This is a genomic window from Natrinema limicola JCM 13563 (genome assembly GCF_000337475.1).
GTDB lineage: Archaea > Halobacteriota > Halobacteria > Halobacteriales > Natrialbaceae > Natrinema > Natrinema limicola.
Genome location: NZ_AOIT01000035.1, coordinates 37,992 through 58,813 on the forward strand (window position 1 = coordinate 37,992; position 20,822 = coordinate 58,813).

Below are 20,822 nucleotides of genomic sequence, written 5' to 3' on the forward strand. Positions count from 1 at the left end.
TTCTGCTAGCGTCTGCGCTCGGTCGGTGACCGATCGGCAAAAACTGGTTTCGAGTCGAGACGGTGGGCGAACTGCGGCGAGATTTACTCGAGCGCGTCGGTGTCTGCGTCCCCATCAGCGGTCGCAGCCGGAATCACGTCGACGCTTGCGACCGCGTCGCCGTCGTCGACGTCCATCACGATCACACCCATCGTGTTGCGGCCGACGGTCGAGATCTCGTCGACACGCGTCCGGACGATCTGGCCACGCTCGCTCATCATCACGAGTCCATCGTCCGGATCGACCGCCTTGACGGCCGTCACAGGACCGTTTCGGTCGCCGGTCTTGATGTCGATCAGGCCCTTGCCGTACCGTGACTGCGTGCTGTATTCGGCCAGCGGCGTCCGCTTGCCGTAGCCGTTCTCGGTTACGGTCAACAGCGCCTGCCCGTCGTCCTCGTCGGTCGCGACTAGTCCAGCTACGGCGTCGCCAGCTTGCAGTTTGATGCCGTTGACACCGCGGGCGTTGCGGCCCATCGGGCGGACCTCGTCTTCGTCGAAGCGAATCGTCATGCCGCCTTCGGTCGCGATGACGAGATCCTGCGAGCCGTCGGTGACTTCGACGTCGACGAGTTCGTCACCCTCCTCTAGGTCGGCCGCGATGATCCCCGTCGAGAGGATGTTGTCGAACTCCGCGCCGGCGGTCCGCTTGACGTAGCCGTTGCGGGTGGCCATCGTCACGAACTCGTCGTCGTCGAAGGCGTCGGTATCGACGATGGCCGTAATGTCCTCACCGGGGTCGAGGTCGAGGATGTTGACCGCGGATTTGCCGCGGGCCGTCCGGCCCATCTCGGGGATCTCGTAGGTCTTGAGCCGGTATACCTCACCCTGATTGGTAAAGCACAGCAGATAGTCGTGGGTGTTGGCCCGGAAGACCGTCGCGACGCGGTCGTCTTCCTTGACGTCCGCGCCGATGATGCCCTTGCCGCCGCGACCCTGTGGGTCGAACTGGTCGATCGGCATCCGCTTGACGTAGTCGTCTTCGGTCATGACCACGAACACCTCCTCCTCGGGGATGAGGTCCTCGTGGGTGACCGTGCCCTGATCTTCGATAATCGAGGTCCGACGCTCGTCGCCGTACTCGGCTTTGATCTCGCGGAGTTCGTCCTTGATGACGCTGAGTAACTCGTCTTCGCTCTCGAGGATGGTCGTCAGGCGCTCGATCTCGGCCTGGACCTCCTCGTACTCGGCTTCGATCTCGGCGGCCTCCATCGAGGTGAGACTGCCCAGTTGCATCCGGACGATGTGGGTTGCCTGGTCCTCCGAGAAGTCGTAGGCGTCTTGTAGCGCCGCTTTCGCAGCCGAGCGGTCCTCGCTGTCGCGGATCAGCTCGACGACGTCTTCGGCGTTCTCGACGGCCGTCAGCCGCCCCTCGAGAATGTGCGCGCGATCCTCGGCCTCCGCGAGATCGTACTCGCTGCGTCGGCGAACGACCTCGCGGCGATGGGCGACGTACTCCTCGAGCGTTTCCTTGAGCGAGAGCACCCGGGGCTGACCGTCGACCAGCGCGAGGTTGATGACGCCGAAGGTTCGCTCTAAGTGGTTCTCGAGCAGTTTGTTCTCGACGACATCCGCGTTGGCGCCGCGCTTGAGTTCGATAACGATGCGGACGCCGTCGCGGTCGGACTCGTCACGCAAGTCGGAGATGCCATCGATCTCGCCCTCGTTGACGTCCTCGGCGATGCGCTCGACGAGGCGGGCTTTGTTGGCCTGGAAGGGGAGTTCGGTGATGACGATACGCTCGCGGCCCGACTTCCACTCCTCGACCTCGTATTCGGCGCGGACGCGGATGCGGCCGCGGCCGGTCTTGTATGCCGAGTAGATGGCGTCGCGGCCGACGATGTTCGCGCCCGTCGGGAAATCCGGGCCTTTGACGTGGTCCATCAGGTCGTCGACGGTCGCGTCGGGGTCGTCGATCAGCTCGATGGTCGCGTCGATGACTTCGCTCAGGTTATGCGGCGGGATGTTCGTCGACATCCCGACGGCGATCCCCGACGAGCCGTTGACCAGCAGGTTCGGGAACGCTGCCGGGAGCACGTCGGGTTCCTGCAAGCGGTCGTCGTAGTTCGAGGAGAAATCGACCGTATCCTTATCGATGTCCTCGAGTAGCTCCTCGGCGACGGAGGCCATCCGAGCCTCGGTGTATCGGGGCGCGGCAGCCGGGTCGCCGTCCATCGAGCCGAAGTTCCCCTGGCCGTCGACGAGCGGATAGCGCATCGAGAAGTCCTGGGCCATCCGGACCAGGGTGTCGTAGATCGCGCTGTCACCGTGTGGGTGGTAATCCCCCATCGTCTCCCCGACGATCGAGGAGGACTTGCGGTGGGAAGAGCCACTCGAGACGCCCATCTCGTGCATCGCATACAGGATGCGCCGGTGGACGGGTTTGAGCCCGTCGCGGACGTCGGGAAGGGCCCGACCTGCGATGACACTCATCGCGTAGTCGATGTAACTCTGCTCCATCTCGTCTTCGATGCGGACGTTTTCGACCGCTCTGGCCTCTACGTCCGTCGGATCGGGTACGTCTGAACTCATGTATAAATTATATATCGATCCACTCGGCTTCCGGTGCGTGGTCTTTGATGAACTGCTTGCGAGGTTCGACAGCGTCGCCCATCAGGACGGAGAACATTTTGTCCGCCGCCGCCGCGTCCTCGATCGTGATCTGCTTGAGGATACGGTTGTCGGGGTTCATCGTCGTCTCCCAGAGCTGTTCGGGGTTCATCTCGCCCAGCCCTTTGAACCGCTGGACCTGCGAGGGATTGCCGTCGCATTTCTCCTCGACGATCCGGTCGCGTTCGGCGTCGGTCATCGCGTCGTAGGTCTCGCCGCGATACCGGATGCGATAGAGCGGCGGCTGAGTCGCGTAGACGTAGCCACCCTCGAGCAGCGGGCGCATGTGCCGGTAGAAGAACGTCAACAGCAACGTCCGAATGTGTGCGCCGTCGACGTCGGCGTCGGTCGCCATGATGATCTTCTTGTAGCGGACGTCCTCGACGTCGAACTCGTCGCCGATCCCCGCGCCGATCGCGGTGATCATGTTCCGGATTTCGTCGTTCTCTAAGATTCGATCGAGCCGGTGTTTCTCGACGTTCAGAATCTTCCCCTTGATGGGGAGAACTGCCTGGAACTCGGGGTTGCGGGCCTGTTTCGCGCTGCCACCTGCGGAGTCACCCTCCGCGATGAACAGTTCGGCCTCCTCGGGGTCTTTCGTCTGGCAGTCAGCAAGTTTGCCCGGGAGGGAGGTAGACTCGAGGGCGGATTTGCGCCGCGTGAGTTCCTCTGCCTTCTGAGCTGCCATCCGGGCTTTCGCGGCTTCGACGGCCTTGGTAACGATCGCCTCGGCGGTGTCAGGGTGTTCCTCGAAGTAGGTGCCAAGGCCCTCGTGCATGGCGCTCTCGACGATCCCTCGGACTTCCGAGTTGCCGAGTTTCGTCTTCGTCTGCCCCTCGAACTGGGGATCGGGGTGTTTGATCGAGATGACTGCTGTGAGCCCCTCGCGGATGTCCTCGCCTTTGAGATTGTCCTCGAGGTCCGAAAGGAGGTCGTTCTCGTTGGCGTAGTCGTTGACCGTCCGCGTCAGCGCGGTCTTGAACCCGGTGAGGTGGCTGCCGCCCTCGCGGGTGTTGATGTTGTTCGCGAAGGCGTGGATCGAGCCCTGCAGTTCCTCGGTGGCCTGCATCGCCACTTCGACCTGGATGTTCTGGTCTTCGTCGTCGAAGTAGATGACGTCGTCGTGCATCGCCGAGCGCGTCTCGTTCAGATACTCGACGAACTCGCGGATGCCGCCGTCGTACTCGTAGGTTTCGGCGACGGGACCGTCGTCGCTTTTTTCCTCGCGCTCGTCGCGGAGCGTGATGCGGACGCCCGAGTTGAGGAACGCCAGCTCGCGCAGCCGGTTCGAGAGCGTCGAGAACGCGAACTCGCCCGTCTCGAAGATGCCCGTGTCGGGCCAGAACCTGATTTCGGTGCCGGTCTCATCGTCGGGCTCCATATCGCGGACCCGCTCCATGTCGCCGACGGGCTCGCCCGCTTCGAAGGCGTGGCGGAAGACGCCGCCGTTACGTTTGACCTCGGCCTCGAGTCGTTCGGAGAGGGCGTTGACGACCGAGACGCCGACGCCGTGGAGGCCGCCGGAGACCTGGTAGGACTTGTTGTCGAACTTGCCGCCGGCGTGGAGGACAGTCAGAATGACCTCGAGTGCGGGGCGGTCGTACTCCTCGTGTGTGTCGACGGGGATGCCGCGGCCGTCGTCTGCGACGCTCACCGAGTTGTCCTCGTGGATGGTGACGGTGATGTCGTCGCAGTAGCCGGCCAACGCCTCGTCGATCGAGTTGTCGACCACTTCGTAGACGAGGTGGTGCAGCCCTCGAGAATCGGTAGAGCCGATGTACATCGCCGGTCGCTTTCGCACAGCTTCCAGACCCTCTAAGACCTGTATCTGCCCGGCTCCGTACTCGCTTTCCTGGGACATGTAAAACCTGCTTTCGGGTAGTGGACCGGCCCTAATAAAAGTCACGTGTACGCGCGCGAGCGCGAGCCGTCATACGACGGCCTACAAGAAGGCCTCCGACAGCGAACCCGCTACAGGAGCGCGTCGAACGCGTTGTGGCCCTGAATCTCGACGCCTTCGTCGGTGATCTCTGCGAGGAAGACACCGTTGCCCGAGCCGGTGTCGCGCTCGACAGCCGACTTGATCGCGCGGGCCGCGATGGACTTGGCGTCCTCGAGCGAGAGGTCTTCGGTATACTCCTGCTCGAGCAGGCCGTAGGCCAGTTGCATCCCGGAGCCGGTGACGGTGTAGTCGTCTTCCATGACGCCGCCGGCGGGATCGATGCTGTAGACGTGGCTGCCTTCGTCGTCGACGCCGCCGAGGATGGGATTGATCGCCCGGAACGGGCCGCCACGGGCGAAGTTGCCGGCCAGCGTCGCCAGTGCCTCGATGTTCATGCCCTCGCCACGCCGGGCCTCGTAGAGGTCGACCTCCGAGCGCAGCGTCCGGATGAACGACTGGGCACCGCCGACCGAACCGACGAGCGTTAACGCGGCGGTCGGGTGGATCTGCTCGACCTTCTGGACGTTCTTGTTCGAGACGAACCGGCCGCCGAGGCTAGCGCGCATATCCGTCGCGATGACGACGCCCTCGTCGGTCGCGATGCCGATAGTCGTCGTCCCGGTCTTGTTGACGGTGTCCTCGTCGCCGGTCTGACTGCCGTTTGGAAGTGAGCCGAGTTCGGGCTCGTACGGCGACGGGTCGGTCCCCTGTGTCCAGTTACTCATCCATCTCCTCCTGATCGATCTCTTCGATGATCGACTCGAGGCGGTCGACCGAGACCGAACTGAACGTCTCATCGTCGGTCGTGATCGTCGCGACGTCGACCTCCTCGGCGGCGACGACCTCGTCTTCGGGTTCGCTGAGCGCGCTGACGGCGAGTTCGATGCCGCCGTCGACGTCGAGTTCATCGTGGTAGTTGTCCTCGAGATAGCCCTGGATGACGTCGCGGTTGCCGCCGATGGCGGCCGCCTGCCACTCGTAGTCCGTCCCCGAGGGATCGGTTTCGAACAGTTTCGGCTCGCCGTCCTCGATGCCGCCGACGAGCAAGGCGACGCCGAAGGGGCGTGCGCCACCGGTCTGGGTGTACTCCTGAATGTGGTCCGTGATCGACCGCGTCAGCGTCTCGACACCGATCTGCTGGCCGTAGCGAAGCTGTTCGCCCTGTGCGCGCCGCCGTGCGAGATCGACGAGCTGGCGGGCGTCGGCAACGTGGCCGGCGCTTGCGACGCCGACGTGGTCGTCGGCCTTGTGGATCTTCTCGACGCTCGAGCGTTCCATAAGCGGCGAGCTGACCCGTCGGTTGGCGGCGAGGACGACGCCGTCAGGTGTGCGGAGACCGACGCTCGCGGTGCCGCGTTTGACTGCCTCGCGTGCGTACTCGACCTGATAGAGACGTCCGTCAGGGGAGAAAATGGTGATTCCCCGGTCGTAGGCCTGCTGCTGAGATTGTCCTTGCATTGGCAGAGGTCTTCACCTCGGGTAATGGATAGAAATATATAGGTCTTGGTCTGAAGGCAACTTCCGCTGCAGTGGCACGCTCGAGACGGGGTGGGAACTGCCGTGTCGCGTTCCCGGGATGACCGGGTGATCCGGAACTGGCATCTTCCAGCACAACTCCCTTTCCCGTCGTTCCGGTACGATGGGGCGATGCTGCCGGTCGTCGCGATCGTGATCGCCCTCGTCGGTCGCGGAGTGAGACTCACGCTTGTCCCGTCTCGGCTGCTCGAGCGGGATCACTCGAGTCCCCGGCGTATGTCTCGAGCGCGAGCGACAGTATTCGGCTCGTTCGACGGCTGTGAGCTATCGGTCGAGACGTGCTTGCAGCGACACGCGACGATCGTTGACGGACTGGCCGACATCGTTGAGCAGCGGACGGTCATCGAATGACTTCGCTCTATCTTCTCGTCGGCATCGCGTTGCTCGTCGGTGGGATCGTCGACATCCTCTGGACGACGCTGTGGGTCGACGGCGGCTCGGGACCGATCTCCGGCCGGCTCACGACAGGTGTCTGGAGAGGCCTCCGTCTCGTGACGCGAGATCACGACCGGGCGCTCAGTCTCGCCGGCCCGCTCATTCTCACCCTGACGCTCGTGCTGTGGATCGGCCTCATCTGGATCGGTTGGACGTTTATTTTCGCCAGCGATCCGACCGCGTTGGTCGACACGCGCACCGGCGGGACCGCCGACTGGTGGGGGCGGTTCTACTACGTCGCCTACACGATGTTCACCGAGGGGAACGGCGATTACACCCCGCTGTACGGCGGCGACATCTGGGAAGTTGCCAGCGCGTTCACGACGGCCACGGGCATGGCCTTCGTCACGCTCGGCGTCTCCTACGTCCTCACCGTGCTCGGGGCCGTCTCCGACAAGCGAGCCTTCGCCAGTACCGTCACGGGACTTGGCGGCCGGAGCGAGGCGTTCGTCCGCGCGGGCTGGAACGGCCAGAATTTCGACGGCCTCGAGTTGACCCTCGAGACGCTCGGCTCGGAGCTGAGCACGCTGGCCGAACAGCACAAATCGTATCCAATCTTGCACTACTACCACAGCGAGAAGGGCGAACGCGCCTCGGCCGTGGCCGTCCCCATCTTTGACGAGTCGCTCACCCTCTTTCGACACGGGATCCCGGACGACGCCAGCCCCGATCCGGCGGTCGTCGAGAGCGCGCGCTCGAGCGCCGAGAGCTACCTCGAGACGCTCGACGAGTCCTTTATCGAGCCCGAGCCAGCGGTCCCCCGATCGCCGAACCTCGAGCGGCTTCGTGCGGACGACATTCCGACTGTCTCGGATCCGGCGTTCGCCGACACCCTCGCGGAGTTGACCGATCGCCGCCGCCGGTTGCTCGGCGTGGTCAAGGCGGATGCGTGGGAATGGCCGCCGCTCGAGGAGTGACGTGAGCTGGCCGGTTCGGGACTCTCGAGTGTATCTCGATGGAATTCGTCCGCGTCCCGGAACATCCCGGACTGGGCTTCATTGCGCTGCGGGTTGTGTCGGGCGGTATGGAGGAGTACGATTTCCTCGTTATCGGTTCCGGCTCCGGGCTCGACGTGGCAAACGTAGCGGCGAACCAGGGACAATCGGTCGCGGTCGTCGAGAAAGGGCGACTCGGCGGGACTTGTCTCAACCGCGGTTGTATCCCGTCGAAGAAGCTGTTATATCACGCCGACGTAATGGAGACGATCGAGCGCGCCGGCGAGTTCAACATCGACGCCACGGTGAACGACGTTCAGTTCGCGGACATCGTCCGCGAGGTCACCGAGGACGTCCACGGCAGTTCGGACGCGATCCGGCGCGGCCTGCACTCGTCGGATCGGATCGACCTGTACGAGGCGGAAGGTCGGTTCGTCGACGAACGGACGATCGAACTCGACGGCGGGAGCCACGACGGTGAGCGCCTCGGCGCGGACACCGTCCTCGTCGCAGCGGGGACGCGTCCGGCGATTCCGCCGATCGACGGCATCGAAACCGTCGACTTCCTCACCAGCACCGAGGCACTGCAGTTAGAGAGCCCGCCGGACCACCTCGTGATCGTCGGCGGCGGCTACATCGCCGCCGAACTGGGCCAGTTCTTCGGGACGTTCGGCAGCGACGTGTCCATCATCAGTCGGCGGCCGAACCTGCTTCCCGAGGCTGACGAGGACGTCGCTGCGGAATTCACCGAGCGCTACGCGGACCGATTCGACGTCTATTCCGGCTACGAGGCTACTGCGGTCCTGCAGGGCGAGGACCCGATCACCGTCGAGGCGCGTCCCTACACCTACGATGATGGCGGCGGGCCACGCCCGGGGGATACCATTTCCGTTACCGGCGACGAACTGCTCGTCGCGACCGGTCGCGTTCCCAACACCGACACGCTGAACGTCGCGGCCGCCGGTATCGAAACCGACCGCGACGGGTTCGTACAGACCGACGAGTACCTGCGGACGACCGCTGACGGCGTCTGGGCGCTCGGCGATATCGTCGGCGAGTACCTGTTGAAACACAACGCGAACCACGAAGCCCAGGCCGTCATGCGCAATCTGTTCGGCGAGGACCTCGAGCCGGTCGATTACACGGCGATGCCGTTTGCCGTCTTCGCCTCGCCGGAGGTCGCCGGCGTCGGGCTGACCGAACAGGAACTGCGCGCCGCGGACCGCGAGTACGCGAAACAAACGTATCGATACGAGGAGACTGCTCGCGGGAGCGCGATGCACGCCGAGGGGTTCGTCAAGCCGCTCATCGACCTCGAGGGCGAAATTCTGGGCTGTCACATCATCGGCCCCGACGCCTCGACCCTGATCGAAGAAGTCGTCGTGGCGATGACGGCCGGATCCGGGACGATCTCCGATATCCGAGAGTCGGTTCACATCCACCCGGCGCTCTCGGAGGTCGTCCAGCGCGCGTTCGCAGGGCAGTTCACTCGAGGTGGCCACGAACACGGCCACGATCACGACCACAGCTAGTACATCGTCGCCGGATCTGCACACGCAGTACACGACCGATATCGGCTTTTCTCGTCCCGGACCGCAGTGCCGGCTACAATGGCAACCGCAGCGATCGTGATCTTGGCAGGGATGGCATCACACGCCGACCTCGGCCGACTCGTCAACGGCCTCGAGACGGCCGCGGGATTCGCCGACAATCCCAACGACGGGGTGAACTGCCTCGGGGTCACGTCCCGAGGCACTCGCCTTGCTCATCTGTAGAGTTGATATTCGACGGTGCCGGAACGCAGTGGATTCCGGAACTCGAAGACGAGAGTCACGACTATCACACTCTCTATCGGTCGATACGCAACGAAGTGGTCGTCTGTGACTACTGTGCCAACGCCTTCGGGGTCGACGACATCGTCGACGCTGCTGATATCATCACCGCCGCCGAGAACGGCGGCCATCCCAGCATTCGCTCGCTGGTCGACGACGACTCCGAGATTATCACGTTCTGAGACAGCAACGGGGTCCCTGCTGGCCCCACTACGTCCCGAACCACCACGAAACCCCGTGCGATTCACTTTCACTCCGGTAGCACACAGCTTTTAGCCCCGCCGTTAGTACAGGGAGACGATGACGTCGTTCCAGTCGACACTCGGTGACGAGCCGGGGATCGCCGAGGAGCTGGCAGAAAGCCAGCAGTCGATCTCCATCGCCGAGTTCTTCGAGAAGAACAAGCACATGCTCGGCTTCGACAGCGGCGCTCGAGGCCTCGTCACGGCCGTCAAGGAGGCCGTTGACAACGCCTTAGACGCCGCCGAGGAGGCCGGTATTCTCCCGGATATCTACGTCGAGATTCAGGAAGCCGGCGACTACTACCGCCTGATCGTCGAGGACAACGGGCCCGGGCTCACGAAAGACTCCCTCCCCAAGGTGTTCGGGAAGCTTCTCTACGGTTCTCGCTTTCACGCACGCGAACAGTCTCGTGGCCAGCAGGGGATCGGGATCTCTGCCGCCGTCCTCTACTCGCAACTGACCAGCGGGAAACCCGCCAAGATCACCAGCCGAACCCAGGGCTCGAGCGAGGCACAGTACTTCGAACTCATCGTCGACACCGACAACAACGAGCCCGAGATCAGCGTCGAGGAGACGACCACGTGGGATCGGCCCCATGGCACCCGCATCGAACTCGAGATGGAGGCCAACATGCGTGCCCGCGGGCAGCTCCACGACTACATCAAGCACACGGCGGTCGTCAACCCCCACGCCCGCCTCGAGCTGCGCGAGCCCCAGGAACACTTCAAATTCGAGCGCGCAACCGATCAGCTTCCGGCGGAGACCGAGGAGATCCGCCCACACCCACACGGCGTCGAACTCGGCACCGTGATGAAGATGTTGGCGGCGACCGACTCCCAGACGGTCTCCGGCTTCGTCCAGGAGGAGTTTACGCGTGTTGGGAAAAAGACCGCCGACTCGATCATCGACGCGTTCCGGGATCGATATTACGGCCGCGAGATGTGCTGGCGAACTCCGCGCGGGCTCGACGATATCGATATCAAAGGCGTCGCAAGCAACGCAACGGCAAACAAGAGCGTCGCTGCGACGGGCGCGTTTTCGGACAAAATCGCCTCGAAGGTAGCGGATAAAGATCGAATCGCACACCATCAGCTCCTCGATATCGTCAACGAAAGCGCACAGGAATGTGAACAGGAACACGACGAAACGTTCGGCGACACCGTTCAGGAAAACGTCGCCGAGGCCATCTGGCTCGAGGTTATCGACGCTTCTGGGGCGGACGATGCTAACGCAGCCACCGGCGAAGACGGCGACTCGCGGCTGGTCGCCGACCTCTACGACCTCGCAGACGACGCGACGAGCACGCGGAAAGACGACGAGACGATCCACGCCTTCGCAGACCGGCTCGCAGGGAAATTCGAGGACCTCGAGGACGATCGCCACCGACTCACACGCGCAACGCTTCGGGAGTTCGTCGACCGAGCCGCAGACTTGACCGAGGAGTACGACGAGGTCTCCTTCGGCGAGACGGCTCGCGAAAACGTCGTCGAGGCCGTCTGGGACGTCATGGCGACGGTTCCCGACGACCCGCCGCTCGTCCGCGAACTCAATGGCGACCGTGACGCCACCAGCGACCTCGTCGACGCGATGCGCGCGACCGATATTATGGCTCCGCCGACGCGGTGTCTCTCCCCGATCTCAGAAGACCTCATCACCGCCGGCTTAGAGAAGGAGTTCGACGCCGACTTCTATGCCTCCGCGACGCGTGACGCTGGCGTCTCCGGCGGCGATCCGTTCATCGTCGAGGCTGGCATCGCCTACGGTGGGGAGCTACCGGCCGAAGGGACCGCAGAGGTCATGCGCTTTGCAAACCGCGTTCCGCTGGTCTACCAGCGTGGGGCCTGTGCGACGACTGACGTGGTCAAGACGATCGGCTGGCGCAACTACGGGCTCGACCAGCCCGGTGGCTCCGGCCTACCGAACGGGCCGGTCGTGATCATGATCCACGTCGCCTCGACGAACGTGCCCTTCACCAGCGAGTCGAAAGACGCCATCGCCAACGTTCCCGAGATCGAAGACGAGATCGAACTCGCCATTCGGGAAGCGGCACGCGAGCTCAAGAGCTATCTGAACAAGCGCCGGTCGATGCAAAAGCGCCGGAAGAAACAGAACGTCCTCGGGAAGATCCTCCCCGAGATGGCCACGAAGGTCGCCGAAGTCACCGGCCGTGATGAACCCGACATCGACGACGCGATCGCCCGCATCATGAACAACGTGCTCGTCGAGCGCCAGACCAAAGCGAACGGTGACGGTCAGGCCGTCTCCGTCGTCGTCGAGAACAACTCGAGTACGAACGAATCGCTCGAGATCACCGACATCGTCTCGGCCGAACCGACGAACCTCTCGGACGGCGCGACCGTCGTCGAGATGGATGGCGAGTGGTTCGTCAAGTGGGAACCCGAGGTGGGAAGCGACGACGAGGCCACGCTCGAGTACGAGGTCCCGGATGACGCGACGTTCGATCTGGACGTGAAAGGTGTCGAAAGCGAGAAACTTACCGTGAAACAATGAGTGCAGACAACGACCAGCAGGCACGAGAGCAGCTGATCGATCTCGCAGCGCAGTTCTACGACCAGTTCGAACTGGGCGAGATCCCGCACATGTCCGTTCCGACGCGGACGAAGAACAACATCGAGTACGACGAGGAGAAAGCCGTCTGGGTTTATGGCGACCGCGAGTCGACTCGATCGGCGAACTCGGTTCGAGGGGCGCGAAAACTCCTGAAGGCGGTCTACACCATCGAGTTCCTCGCCGACCAACTCGAGGCGGATCGCTCTTCGACCCTGCGTGAACTCTACTACCTCTCGGAGAGCTGGGACAACGAGGAAGCCCAGTTCTCGGATCAGGACGAATCGAACGGGCTCATCGAGGACTTAGAGATCGTCTCTGGGGTCACCCGCGAGGACTTCCACATGCGCCCCGAGGAGTCGGGCGCGACGCTCATGGGACCGCTGCACCTCCGCGAACAGACCCGCCGCGGCGAACGCGAGATCCACTGTCAGAAAGACGTCGGCGAGGGCGGCTATCAGATCCCGAACAACCCCGACACGATCGACTTCCTCGATTGTGACGCCGACTTCATCCTCGCAGTGGAGACCGGTGGGATGCGCGACCGACTCGTCGAGAACGGCTTCGACGATGAGTACAACGCCCTGATCGTCCACCTCAAGGGTCAGCCTGCGCGGGCGACTCGCCGGATCACGAAGCGACTCCACGACGAACTCGACCTTCCCGTTACCGTCTTTACAGACGGTGATCCGTGGTCGTACCGCATCTACGGCTCGGTCGCCTACGGCTCGATTAAGTCCGCCCACCTCTCGGAGTACTTAGCGACCCCCGAGGCGCAGTTCATCGGCATCCAGCCCGCCGACATCGTCGAGTACGACCTGCCGACCGACCCGCTCTCTGATTCGGACATCAACGCCTTGGAGAGCGAACTCGAGGACCCGCGCTTCCAGACCGACTACTGGGAGGAACAGATCGAACTGCAACTCGACCTCGGGAAGAAGTCCGAACAGCAGGCACTGGCGTCACACGGGCTTGATTTTGTGACGGAGACGTATCTTCCCGAACGGCTCACCGAGATGGGCGTCTTCTAGAGCGTCGCATCGAGTCCTCTCTCGAGGCGCGCGTTCACTGCTGTTTTCCGACACGTTCTGACTTACCTGTTCAGCGATGGCCTCTGTCTGCAGGTGCAACCGGTTCCCGGCCACATCGCCAGTCTCCGTCTAGAACGGTGCTATGACGGATGAAAAGGACGGCCAACGGCCGATACACAGCGACCCAGACAAGGAGGCGATCGACGAACCAACGACGTCCGGCACGCAGGAGGCCGACGAGACCGCGTGGATGATGAAAGAGGGCGTCACGATCGGCTTGATCTCGATCGCACTCGTTCTCGTGCTGGCACTGGGACTCCTGCAGGCGACTGGCTCCGCAATCGATGTCTTCGGATTGTTCATCGACAGCGCACTGGGTCAGTGGCTCGTGGTCGGCGTCCTCGCGCTCGTCGTTCTCGGGGCGTTCGTCTGGTCTCGTGTCGGCGTCTGAGCGCAGCGTCGGCGTTGGACGATCCGTTACTCGTCGAGGACAACCGGAACACCGCGGCGTGCAACGTCGACGACGAACGCGTCGGTGTCGGTTTCGATCGCCGCGAACGTATCGTAGTGGACTGGGAGCACGACATCCGGCTCGAGCCGGGCAGCCAGCGCTGCCGCGTCGTGACGATCCATCGTGACCGTGCCACCGATCGGTGGGAGGAAGCAATCGACCGGAACGTCCTCGTGGATAGGCAGCACGTCGGTATCGCCGGGCCAAAACGCCGTGACGCCGTCGACAGTGACGCCGAAGCCACACCCTTGTCCCTCGAGATGGTAGGGTCGACCGTCGTCGTCGACGTGTGGTCCGTCGGGATCGTTGTATGCTGGCGTCGTGAACAAATCGAGCGGCCCAAGCGCGAACGCTTCGTCCGCGCCGACGCGTTCCACGTCGAACGGCAGGCCGTCGGGATCCTCGTCGACGCGGGCGCTCTCGCTTGTGTCGATCGACTCGTGGACGACGACCAGCGCGTCTTCCCGGGCGACCCGTCGGATCGAATCGGGGTCGTAATGATGGGCGTGGCTGACGAGGATCAGGTCCCCGTCGCGGGGCTCGAGGCCGTCTAACACGCCGTACTCCTCGGGGCCGGGATCGATGTAGACGACCGCGCCTGTCTGGCCCTCGAGCCGGACGGTCGCGAGGCCGAACCAGTCGACGGTCACGGCGTCGAAGTGGACGGTCATGCTCGTCTCGGCGTCAGACGGACGACTGTAAGTCAGTTCCGGTGGGACCGCGACCGTCGCGGTCCCACCGGGACATCGGGACAGCAGGCCGTATCAGGGGATTCGGACCGAGTGCTCGAGCGTCCCGACACCCTCGACTTCGATTTCGATCTCGTCGCCGTCGGCGAGCGGACCGACGCCCTCGGGCGTGCCGGTCGCGATCACGTCGCCGGGTTCGAGGGTGAGGTAGGTCGTGATCTCGGCGATCAGCTCCGGAATGGGGAAGATGAGGTTCTCGCGGGAGCCGTCCTGTTTGAGCTCGCCGTTGACGCGGGTTCGGACAGCGGCATCGGCGGGGACTTCGTCGGGGGTCGCAAGCACCGGCCCCATCGGCGCAGCACCGTCGAAGGCCTTGCCGCGGATCCAGTTTTGTTCCTGGCGCTGGTCGTCTCGGTTCGAGAGGTCGTTAACGCAGGTAAAGCCCGCCACGACGTCCATCGCATCGGCTTCGGAGACGTGACGACACTGCTCGCCGATGACGACGCCGAGCTCGGCCTCGTGGTCGATGCGGTCTTTCCCCGCCGGCAGGGTGACGGTATCGCCGTGGGCCGCGAGCGTATTCGGCGGCTTGAGAAAGAGCATCGGCCGATCGGGGACCTCCGAATCGAGTTCGGCGGCGTGTTTGGCGTAGTTCTTCCCGATACAGACGATCTTTGAGGGCTCCGACGGCGGGAGGATATCGATCTCGTCACTCTCGAGGTCGTAGCTCTCGGTTGCGAAGTGAACGGTTCCGTTCTCGTACTCGCCACGGCGGACTGCGCCGGCTGGATCGCGAAAGCGGACGTATTTCATGCTCGGTGGAATGGGCACCGGGGATCAAAAGCGTTGAGGAGGCGGCCAGTGTGCGGTGACAGCAATACATCTCGTGCGCCCCGCCCCCGCGATCGGCTCGGCCCGATCCAGTCTGTTGGAAACCGAGCGTGATCTCTGGATGGGACTCAGCAGAATGTCACTATCCCGACAGTGACTGGTGTCGTGATGGGTGCGTGAGAGCGTGCCATCGTCGGCACGGAACGGAACGCTTTTTACTAGCCCCCGGCAACGATGAATTGCACACGAGGTGTGTGACGGATCGCTCCGTTGGGTCGCTGAACGCAGTGAAGCGAGCCTCGGTGCGAGAACAGCGTGATCGCTCCGTTGGTGTAGTCCGGCCAATCATTTCGGCCTTTCGAGCCGATGACCTGGGTTCAAATCCCAGACGGAGCACTCTTCTGAACGAACGACGTGAGTAAAGAAGGAAGCGCACGCTCTGGGATTTGAAGTAGAGGAACGCACGCGGTAGCGAGCGTTTCGCGTGGTTCAAATCCCAGACAGAGCACTTCTACCGAGCTTTCACGATTCGATGGCCGTCAATTCCGGCAGCCGGTGACGATGTCCGGATCGGCGTCCACCGACGAGTCAGCAGTCGACTCGAGCACGACTGGCGACAGCGTCCCCGGTGACGATCGAAAACTGAGAGACAGTGACACGATCCTCCTGACAGATACGAACGCTGGCATCGGTCCAACTAATCTACCGCTATGCAAGAGACTGCCGTCTACCATATGACATCACCTCACTGACTCTGGCTAGAACTGGATGTTCGTAAACCTCTAGTACGTGGCGTACGTTGGGCCAGCTAATGACCTACGAGCATCTGGATGCAGATCTGGTAAACGAACTTCTTGGTGATGGTCGGGCCAGTCTCCGAAGTCTGGCTGAAACGCTCGATGTCTCCGTCACGACGGTCTCGAACCACCTCTCGGATCTCGAGGACGAGGGTGTGATCGAAGGCTACACGCCACAGGTCGACTACGACGCACTCGGCTACGACGTCACGGCGATCATGCAACTGAAAGCCGAAGGGAGTGCGCTACCCGAAATCACACAGACGCTCAAAGACCACCGGCAGATGATCTCCGTCTACGAAGTGACGGGAGACTACGACGTCATCGCGATCGGGAAGTTCAAAGATACGGATGACATGAACGACGAGATCAAGTCCCTGATCACCGACCCAGATATCAAGCAGTCGAACACGAGCATCGTGCTCAACATCGTCTCCGAGAACGAACAGTTCGAACTCGAGACGGCGTAATCGACGGCCGAACGAGATCATACCGACTGTGGCTGTCGTCTCAGCTCTGCCGGTTCCTCACCACCATCGCCATCGGCCGGGACAAGGCGGTGGACAGCTCCTTCGCCCTCGACCGTCGACGTACTGGTCGTGAGGACGTAGATCTCGCCATCGGCCCCCTCGCCGAAGGCGTAGACGAAGCCGGTCGGGCGACCGTTCTCGGCCGCCTCGCCCTCGAGTTGAATCTGCTCGATGGGCCACAGTCCATCCTGGCCGGATTCCTGTGTGGCTTCTCCCTCAGCTGCCGTCCCGGTCCCGTTGCTGTCCGTTTCGTTACCGATTGCCGTTTCGTTATCGACTGTTTCGTTACCCTCCGCGTCGTCCGTCGATGGCCCGGGTTCCGTCTCCCCTCTGTCGCCGCTGGCGTCCTGCCAGCCTTCAGGCGGGCGGGCAAGGAACACGGTGCCCGGGTTCTGGCCGTCGATACTCCAGTCGCCAAAGACGTACGTTCCCTCGAGGTCGCTGATTTCGCCGCCCTCGTAGAGGGAGCCACCGGTGACGGAGACGCCGATCTGACCGCCGCTGACCCCTTCACCGCCAACGCCGGTTCCGCTAGCGGTTTCATTGCCGGCCGCAGTCTCGGTGCCGCTCGTGGTTTCGTTTCCGGCGTCGGTCTCGTTGCCGCCACCGTTTTCGGCACCGAGTTCTGGCTCGAGGACGCTGACTTCGTGGGGATACTCGATCACTGGATCGAGGAGGGGTTCGCCACCGCGAACGTCCTCTGGCGTGCGCTGGGGACAGTTCTGCGGTGGCTCACTGGGCATCTCTGTGCTAAAGCAGTGGGTTCCTTCCTTGACGTTCCAGCTGTAGTTGCCGCCCCGCTGGACGTGGTTGACGCTCTCGAAGAGGTTTTGTCCGACGTCTGCAGCGAGGAGTTCGCCGCCGTCGGTAAAGGACATCCCCCACGGGTTCCGGAAGCCCCAGGCGTAGTGTTCGCCGAGTTCGCCCTCCTGATCGACCAGTGGATTGTCATCCGGAATCGCGTACGGCGTCGTTTCTCCTTCTTGGTCGACGTCGATCCGGAGGATTGCGCCGAGGAGGTTCTCCTGAGTGTCCTGCCCGTTGCCGCCGTCGTTCTCGTCGTACCAGTCGTCGACGTGGCCGGTTCCTGTGTCGTTCGCACCGCCGCCATCACCGGTTCCCACGTAGAGGTAGCCGTCGGGACCGAAGCAGATGTTCCCCGAGTTGTGATTGAACTGCGGCTCCGGAATCTCGAGGATTACTCGCTCGGAGTCCGGGTCGGCCGTTGCGTTGTCGTCGCTTGCCGTCTGGAACTCCGAGAGGACGAACGTATGATCGTACTCCTCGGGCGTTCCGTCCCGTGGTGGCGAGCTGTACCGGACGTAGAACTGACCGTTGTCGGCGAACTCGGGATGGAACGCGAGGCCGAGCAGCCCGCGCTCGTCGAACTCCATGAACTCGACGAGCTGGTCCGAGATGTCGAGGAACGGCTCGTCCTCGAGGCCGTCAGGTCCGTGGACGTAGATCTGTCCCGTCTGATCGGTGATGAACCGTCGGTCGGCGTCTTCGTCGGCGACCGTGAGACTCGTCGGGGCAGTCAGCCCTTCTGCGACCGTCTCGATGCCGACGGTCGGTCCCTGACCGATCACCTGGTCGGGTGCTGCGGCCATATCGCCGTTGCCCTCCTCGCCGACGAGCTCGATTTCGCCGCGCATCGTACTGGTGTGGGGTTGACAGTAGTACGCTGCCATTCCCTCCTGTGCGGTGAACTCGACAGTCTGGGTCTCGCCTTCCATCGCGAGGATATCCGTCGAGACGAACTCCTCATCGCCTGCCTCGTTTTCGATGACGAAGTTGTGTCCCGCACCGTCTACGTTCTCCCAGATGAGCGTATAGTCTCGGCCCTCCACGAGCCGAAGCGTCGGGTTTCGTTCGTCCGCGATCGGTTCGGGTTCCTGTCCGACCCACCCGCTGATCTGCCCGCCCAGTCTGATCTCGCCGGTAATCGCGTCTTGCTGACCGAGTACCGGTAGTGCAAGCCCCGCCGCGGAGAGCGCTGCGGATGAACGAAGAACCGTCCGCCTCGAAACCGCCGGTGTGGAATCGTCGTTTCGTGTCATGGTAGCAGTAAGCCGCCGTGCTGGATCGTGTCTCTCTCGCCCCGCGTCTGAGATCTACTGACATAGTGGAATAAGCTGAATTGATCGTTCCTTGGATAAATCGATCGTGTTCGAATTCGAATTCCGTAATTCGGTTTTATCAAACCCTAATAACTGTTTTCGATCAGCGGAATTTGCTCACCCCCACGCGATATCGTCTCACAAACTGAGAAGTAAACGTGGGCTTTGGCCATGACAGCCGCCATCCGAGTGTGTCGGTTGCCGGATACACAAGCCTTGTTTGGCCTGGCTGCGGCCCGTATTCGGGTGTTAGCGCCATTTCATAATGGTTGTTTATAATAAATGTTCCGAAAGCTACTAATGGAGAGATGTGGCGATAGCTGGCAATGGTGCAAACGCTTGCCGTCGACACTGACGAGGTGTACGAACGAGTCGTCACTGGCGTCGCAGCACTCGAGGGAACCGAACCGGTAGAGTTACCCCCGTTGTTCGATGCGATCGATCCGGACGCACTTGCGACGGTTTTCGAGACGACTGCGTCCGGGAGACGTCGTTCTGGCACCGTCGAATTCACGTACGCGGGCCACCAGATTCATATTTCCTTTGACGAAACCGGGGACACTGTCGTGACGATCGATTGAGACGGACTACTGTCAGTCATTTCCGGTACAACCGCGACCCGCACTGCGGTTGCACCGGTACATCGGTACAGCAGACCGTATGAGTGGGAGACGGCATCTACCCACCCTGTTTGCTGCTCTCTATTTTCCTCTGCGTCTGTTCGTGAGTGACTCGGTCGCGAGAGACCAGTACCGGACCTCGGTGCAGTCGCTACTGTAATGCGACAGCAGTCGATACGAGCAATCAATGGCACGACTCGAGCGGCTCAGGGCCTATCCGGTAAAATCACTCGACGGTATCGACCTCGAGCGAGCGGCCGTCCTCGACGGAGGGACCATCGAACACGACCGAGAGTTCGCGTTGGTCGACGCCGACGGCGAGGTGATCAACGGGAAACGAACTGCCCGTGTCCACGATCTCGAGACTGGGTTCGATCCGGAGACGGCTGTGCTCACGGTTGTGACGCCTGATGGTGAGCACCGACGGTTCGACCTCGAGAACGAGCCCGAGACCGCGACGGCCTGGTTCAGCGAGTGGTTCGACGTGGAGCTTTCGCTCGAGCGGGATCGGTCGCTGGGATTCGTCGACCGACGCGAGATGGGGCCGTCGGTGGTCAGCACGGCGACGCTTCGTACCGTCGCCGACTGGTTCGACGAGACAACGGTCGACGACGTGCGCCGGCGACTCCGGACGAACATCGAGATCGGCGGCGTCGAGCCGTTCTGGGAGGATCAGTTCGTCGGCGCGGACGCGCCGGCGTTCGAGATCGGCGGCGTCCGGTTCGAGGGTGTCAAACCGTGTGCCCGGTGTATCGTTCCCCAGCGCGACCCCGACACTGGTGAGGTAACACCGGGCTTTCGGGAGCGGTTCGTTCGGCGTCGCGAAGCGACGTTTCCCGACTGGGCGGACGCCGACGCGTTCGATCACTACTATTCGCTGACGATCCTTACCCGCGTCCCCGACCGCGACCGCGGCGAGACGCTTTGCGTGGACGATCCGGTCGATGTCGTGACGAACGGAATCCAATAGCGGTTGGCCGCCGGTTCGTGCGGGCTGCTGTCAGACGGTCTGCTGTCAGTCAGTGCCGCCGCACCCGCGACCCGCCGTCTGGATGCGCCGGAAACCCGTGACAGCAGTCCGTCTCAGTGGTCGATTCCGGGACGCTCGAACGTTGTCTCGGCCCCCGATTGCTCGTCGTCTGACCCCGAGAGGACCATCTCGAGGTCCAGCGTTGCTAACAATTCGTTCCGTGCCGGCTCGCATGGCCGTCGGAAGTAATACGTGTGTGCACAGCCGGCGATTAGCTCCGAGAGCGGCCGCTCCTGATCGTTGACGATCGAAACGAGATCCCCCGTCACCGCGATCAAGACGGCGTCGTCTGGCTTGGACAGGGCTGCCCGGAGTTCGCCGGCGGTACAGTTAACCGGTAGCTCGAGGCTGACGCCGTCGACGGTCGCCCATCGCGTCTCCATGCATCAGTAGTCGGACACGCGCAGCTATATGATTGTGCCCGCATGCACATGCCGACCGCGCGCCGAGGACGCGGTTCCGACGCTCCGTTGCTAGCCTGTGGGGCCAGAGCGATAAAGTGGATTCGCTCGGAGAGTCAATGT

Annotated in this window: 17 protein-coding genes, 1 tRNA gene and 1 pseudogene; 11 read left to right on the forward strand and 8 right to left on the reverse strand. The window is 62.8% G+C overall.

Annotated features, from left to right (window positions below):
• Positions 1-83: 83 nt before the first annotated feature.
• The 4 genes from gyrA to psmA all read right to left on the reverse strand — a co-directional run bounded on the left by gyrA (position 84) and on the right by psmA (position 6,048).
• On the reverse strand, positions 84-2,570 hold the full coding sequence (gene gyrA / locus C476_RS09665) for a DNA gyrase subunit A (protein WP_008012361.1): 2,487 nt from the start codon (positions 2,568-2,570) through the stop codon (positions 84-86).
• Between the two features lie 7 nt (positions 2,571-2,577).
• Positions 2,578-4,509 carry a DNA topoisomerase (ATP-hydrolyzing) subunit B gene (gyrB, locus tag C476_RS09670; protein WP_008012362.1) on the reverse strand — a complete coding sequence of 644 codons (1,932 nt, stop codon included), beginning with the start codon at positions 4,507-4,509 and terminating at the stop codon, positions 2,578-2,580.
• Positions 4,510-4,619: 110 nt separating this feature from the next.
• Positions 4,620-5,315 (reverse strand): archaeal proteasome endopeptidase complex subunit beta, encoded by a 696-nt coding sequence (gene psmB / locus C476_RS09675; RefSeq protein ID WP_008012364.1) that lies wholly within the window; start codon positions 5,313-5,315, stop codon positions 4,620-4,622.
• Positions 5,308-6,048, reverse strand: coding sequence for an archaeal proteasome endopeptidase complex subunit alpha (gene psmA / locus C476_RS09680; RefSeq protein WP_008012366.1), 741 nt, complete (start codon positions 6,046-6,048; stop codon positions 5,308-5,310). The genes psmB and psmA overlap by 8 nt, the downstream gene beginning before the upstream one ends.
• Before the next feature lie 102 nt (positions 6,049-6,150).
• Between psmA and C476_RS09685 the strand changes: the two genes are divergently transcribed.
• From C476_RS09685 to C476_RS09715, 7 genes and pseudogenes are all read left to right on the forward strand, one after another.
• Positions 6,151-6,477, forward strand: a complete 327-nt coding sequence (locus tag C476_RS09685; protein ID WP_160162898.1) for a hypothetical protein — start codon at positions 6,151-6,153, stop codon at positions 6,475-6,477.
• A complete protein-coding gene (locus tag C476_RS09690; RefSeq protein ID WP_008012370.1) occupies positions 6,474-7,478 on the forward strand; it encodes a hypothetical protein in 1,005 nt (334 codons plus the stop codon). The genes C476_RS09685 and C476_RS09690 overlap by 4 nt, the downstream gene beginning before the upstream one ends.
• Positions 7,479-7,585: 107 nt before the next feature.
• Positions 7,586-9,028, forward strand: coding sequence for a dihydrolipoyl dehydrogenase (locus C476_RS09695; RefSeq protein ID WP_049911710.1), 1,443 nt, complete (start codon positions 7,586-7,588; stop codon positions 9,026-9,028).
• Between the two features lie 78 nt (positions 9,029-9,106).
• A pseudogene (locus tag C476_RS09700) lies at positions 9,107-9,510 on the forward strand (DsrE family protein).
• Between the two features lie 118 nt (positions 9,511-9,628).
• On the forward strand, positions 9,629-12,082 hold the full coding sequence (locus tag C476_RS09705) for a DNA topoisomerase VI subunit B (protein ID WP_008012376.1): 2,454 nt from the start codon (positions 9,629-9,631) through the stop codon (positions 12,080-12,082).
• Positions 12,079-13,170: a DNA topoisomerase IV subunit A gene (locus C476_RS09710; RefSeq protein WP_008012378.1), complete on the forward strand. Its 1,092-nt coding sequence runs from the start codon at positions 12,079-12,081 to the stop codon at positions 13,168-13,170. The genes C476_RS09705 and C476_RS09710 overlap by 4 nt, the downstream gene beginning before the upstream one ends.
• A gap of 142 nt (positions 13,171-13,312) precedes the next feature.
• On the forward strand, positions 13,313-13,621 hold the full coding sequence (locus tag C476_RS09715) for a hypothetical protein (RefSeq protein WP_008012380.1): 309 nt from the start codon (positions 13,313-13,315) through the stop codon (positions 13,619-13,621).
• A gap of 26 nt (positions 13,622-13,647) precedes the next feature.
• Here the strand turns inward: C476_RS09715 and C476_RS09720 are convergent, their stop codons facing one another.
• Both C476_RS09720 and C476_RS09725 read right to left on the reverse strand, forming a co-directional pair.
• Positions 13,648-14,352, reverse strand: a complete 705-nt coding sequence (locus C476_RS09720; RefSeq protein ID WP_008012382.1) for an MBL fold metallo-hydrolase — start codon at positions 14,350-14,352, stop codon at positions 13,648-13,650.
• A 93-nt stretch (positions 14,353-14,445) separates the two neighbouring features.
• Positions 14,446-15,183 (reverse strand): fumarylacetoacetate hydrolase family protein, encoded by a 738-nt coding sequence (locus C476_RS09725; RefSeq protein ID WP_008012384.1) that lies wholly within the window; start codon positions 15,181-15,183, stop codon positions 14,446-14,448.
• Positions 15,184-15,522: 339 nt separating this feature from the next.
• On the opposite strand from C476_RS09725, the gene C476_RS09730 reads away from it, so the two are divergent.
• Both C476_RS09730 and lrp read left to right on the forward strand, forming a co-directional pair.
• Positions 15,523-15,597: transfer RNA gene (locus C476_RS09730), tRNA-Glu, on the forward strand.
• A gap of 415 nt (positions 15,598-16,012) precedes the next feature.
• On the forward strand, positions 16,013-16,468 hold the full coding sequence (gene lrp, locus C476_RS09735; RefSeq protein ID WP_008012385.1) for an HTH-type transcriptional regulator Lrp: 456 nt from the start codon (positions 16,013-16,015) through the stop codon (positions 16,466-16,468).
• A 17-nt stretch (positions 16,469-16,485) separates the two neighbouring features.
• On the opposite strand, the gene C476_RS09740 is transcribed toward lrp, so the two are convergent.
• Positions 16,486-18,588, reverse strand: a complete 2,103-nt coding sequence (locus C476_RS09740; RefSeq protein ID WP_008012387.1) for a PQQ-dependent sugar dehydrogenase — start codon at positions 18,586-18,588, stop codon at positions 16,486-16,488.
• Positions 18,589-18,974: 386 nt separating this feature from the next.
• Between C476_RS09740 and C476_RS09745 the strand changes: the two genes are divergently transcribed.
• Both C476_RS09745 and C476_RS09750 read left to right on the forward strand, forming a co-directional pair.
• Positions 18,975-19,229: a HalOD1 output domain-containing protein gene (locus C476_RS09745; RefSeq protein WP_008012389.1), complete on the forward strand. Its 255-nt coding sequence runs from the start codon at positions 18,975-18,977 to the stop codon at positions 19,227-19,229.
• A gap of 226 nt (positions 19,230-19,455) precedes the next feature.
• Positions 19,456-20,238 carry an MOSC domain-containing protein gene (locus tag C476_RS09750; RefSeq protein WP_008012390.1) on the forward strand — a complete coding sequence of 261 codons (783 nt, stop codon included), beginning with the start codon at positions 19,456-19,458 and terminating at the stop codon, positions 20,236-20,238.
• 113 nt (positions 20,239-20,351) lie between these two features.
• Here C476_RS09750 and C476_RS09755 read toward each other — a convergent pair whose 3' ends face one another.
• On the reverse strand, positions 20,352-20,681 hold the full coding sequence (locus C476_RS09755) for a hypothetical protein (protein ID WP_008012391.1): 330 nt from the start codon (positions 20,679-20,681) through the stop codon (positions 20,352-20,354).
• Positions 20,682-20,822: the final 141 nt, after the last annotated feature.

Bases quoted from the DNA above. Each gene is read 5' to 3' on its own strand.
- C476_RS09715 (WP_008012380.1), top strand. From the start codon at position 13,313: ATGACGGATGAAAAGGACGGCCAACGGCCGATACACAGCGACCCAGAC.
- C476_RS09745 (WP_008012389.1), top strand. From the start codon at position 18,975: ATGGTGCAAACGCTTGCCGTCGACACTGACGAGGTGTACGAACGAGTC.
- gyrA (WP_008012361.1), bottom strand. From the start codon at position 2,570: ATGAGTTCAGACGTACCCGATCCGACGGACGTAGAGGCCAGAGCGGTC.
- C476_RS09755 (WP_008012391.1), bottom strand. From the start codon at position 20,681: ATGGAGACGCGATGGGCGACCGTCGACGGCGTCAGCCTCGAGCTACCG.
- C476_RS09725 (WP_008012384.1), bottom strand. From the start codon at position 15,183: ATGAAATACGTCCGCTTTCGCGATCCAGCCGGCGCAGTCCGCCGTGGC.
- C476_RS09705 (WP_008012376.1), top strand. From the start codon at position 9,629: ATGACGTCGTTCCAGTCGACACTCGGTGACGAGCCGGGGATCGCCGAG.
- lrp (WP_008012385.1), top strand. From the start codon at position 16,013: ATGACCTACGAGCATCTGGATGCAGATCTGGTAAACGAACTTCTTGGT.
- psmB (WP_008012364.1), bottom strand. From the start codon at position 5,315: ATGAGTAACTGGACACAGGGGACCGACCCGTCGCCGTACGAGCCCGAA.
- psmA (WP_008012366.1), bottom strand. From the start codon at position 6,048: ATGCAAGGACAATCTCAGCAGCAGGCCTACGACCGGGGAATCACCATT.
- C476_RS09695 (WP_049911710.1), top strand. From the start codon at position 7,586: ATGGAGGAGTACGATTTCCTCGTTATCGGTTCCGGCTCCGGGCTCGAC.
- C476_RS09740 (WP_008012387.1), bottom strand. From the start codon at position 18,588: ATGACACGAAACGACGATTCCACACCGGCGGTTTCGAGGCGGACGGTT.
- C476_RS09690 (WP_008012370.1), top strand. From the start codon at position 6,474: ATGACTTCGCTCTATCTTCTCGTCGGCATCGCGTTGCTCGTCGGTGGG.
- C476_RS09720 (WP_008012382.1), bottom strand. From the start codon at position 14,352: ATGACCGTCCACTTCGACGCCGTGACCGTCGACTGGTTCGGCCTCGCG.
- C476_RS09750 (WP_008012390.1), top strand. From the start codon at position 19,456: ATGGCACGACTCGAGCGGCTCAGGGCCTATCCGGTAAAATCACTCGAC.
- C476_RS09710 (WP_008012378.1), top strand. From the start codon at position 12,079: ATGAGTGCAGACAACGACCAGCAGGCACGAGAGCAGCTGATCGATCTC.
- gyrB (WP_008012362.1), bottom strand. From the start codon at position 4,509: ATGTCCCAGGAAAGCGAGTACGGAGCCGGGCAGATACAGGTCTTAGAG.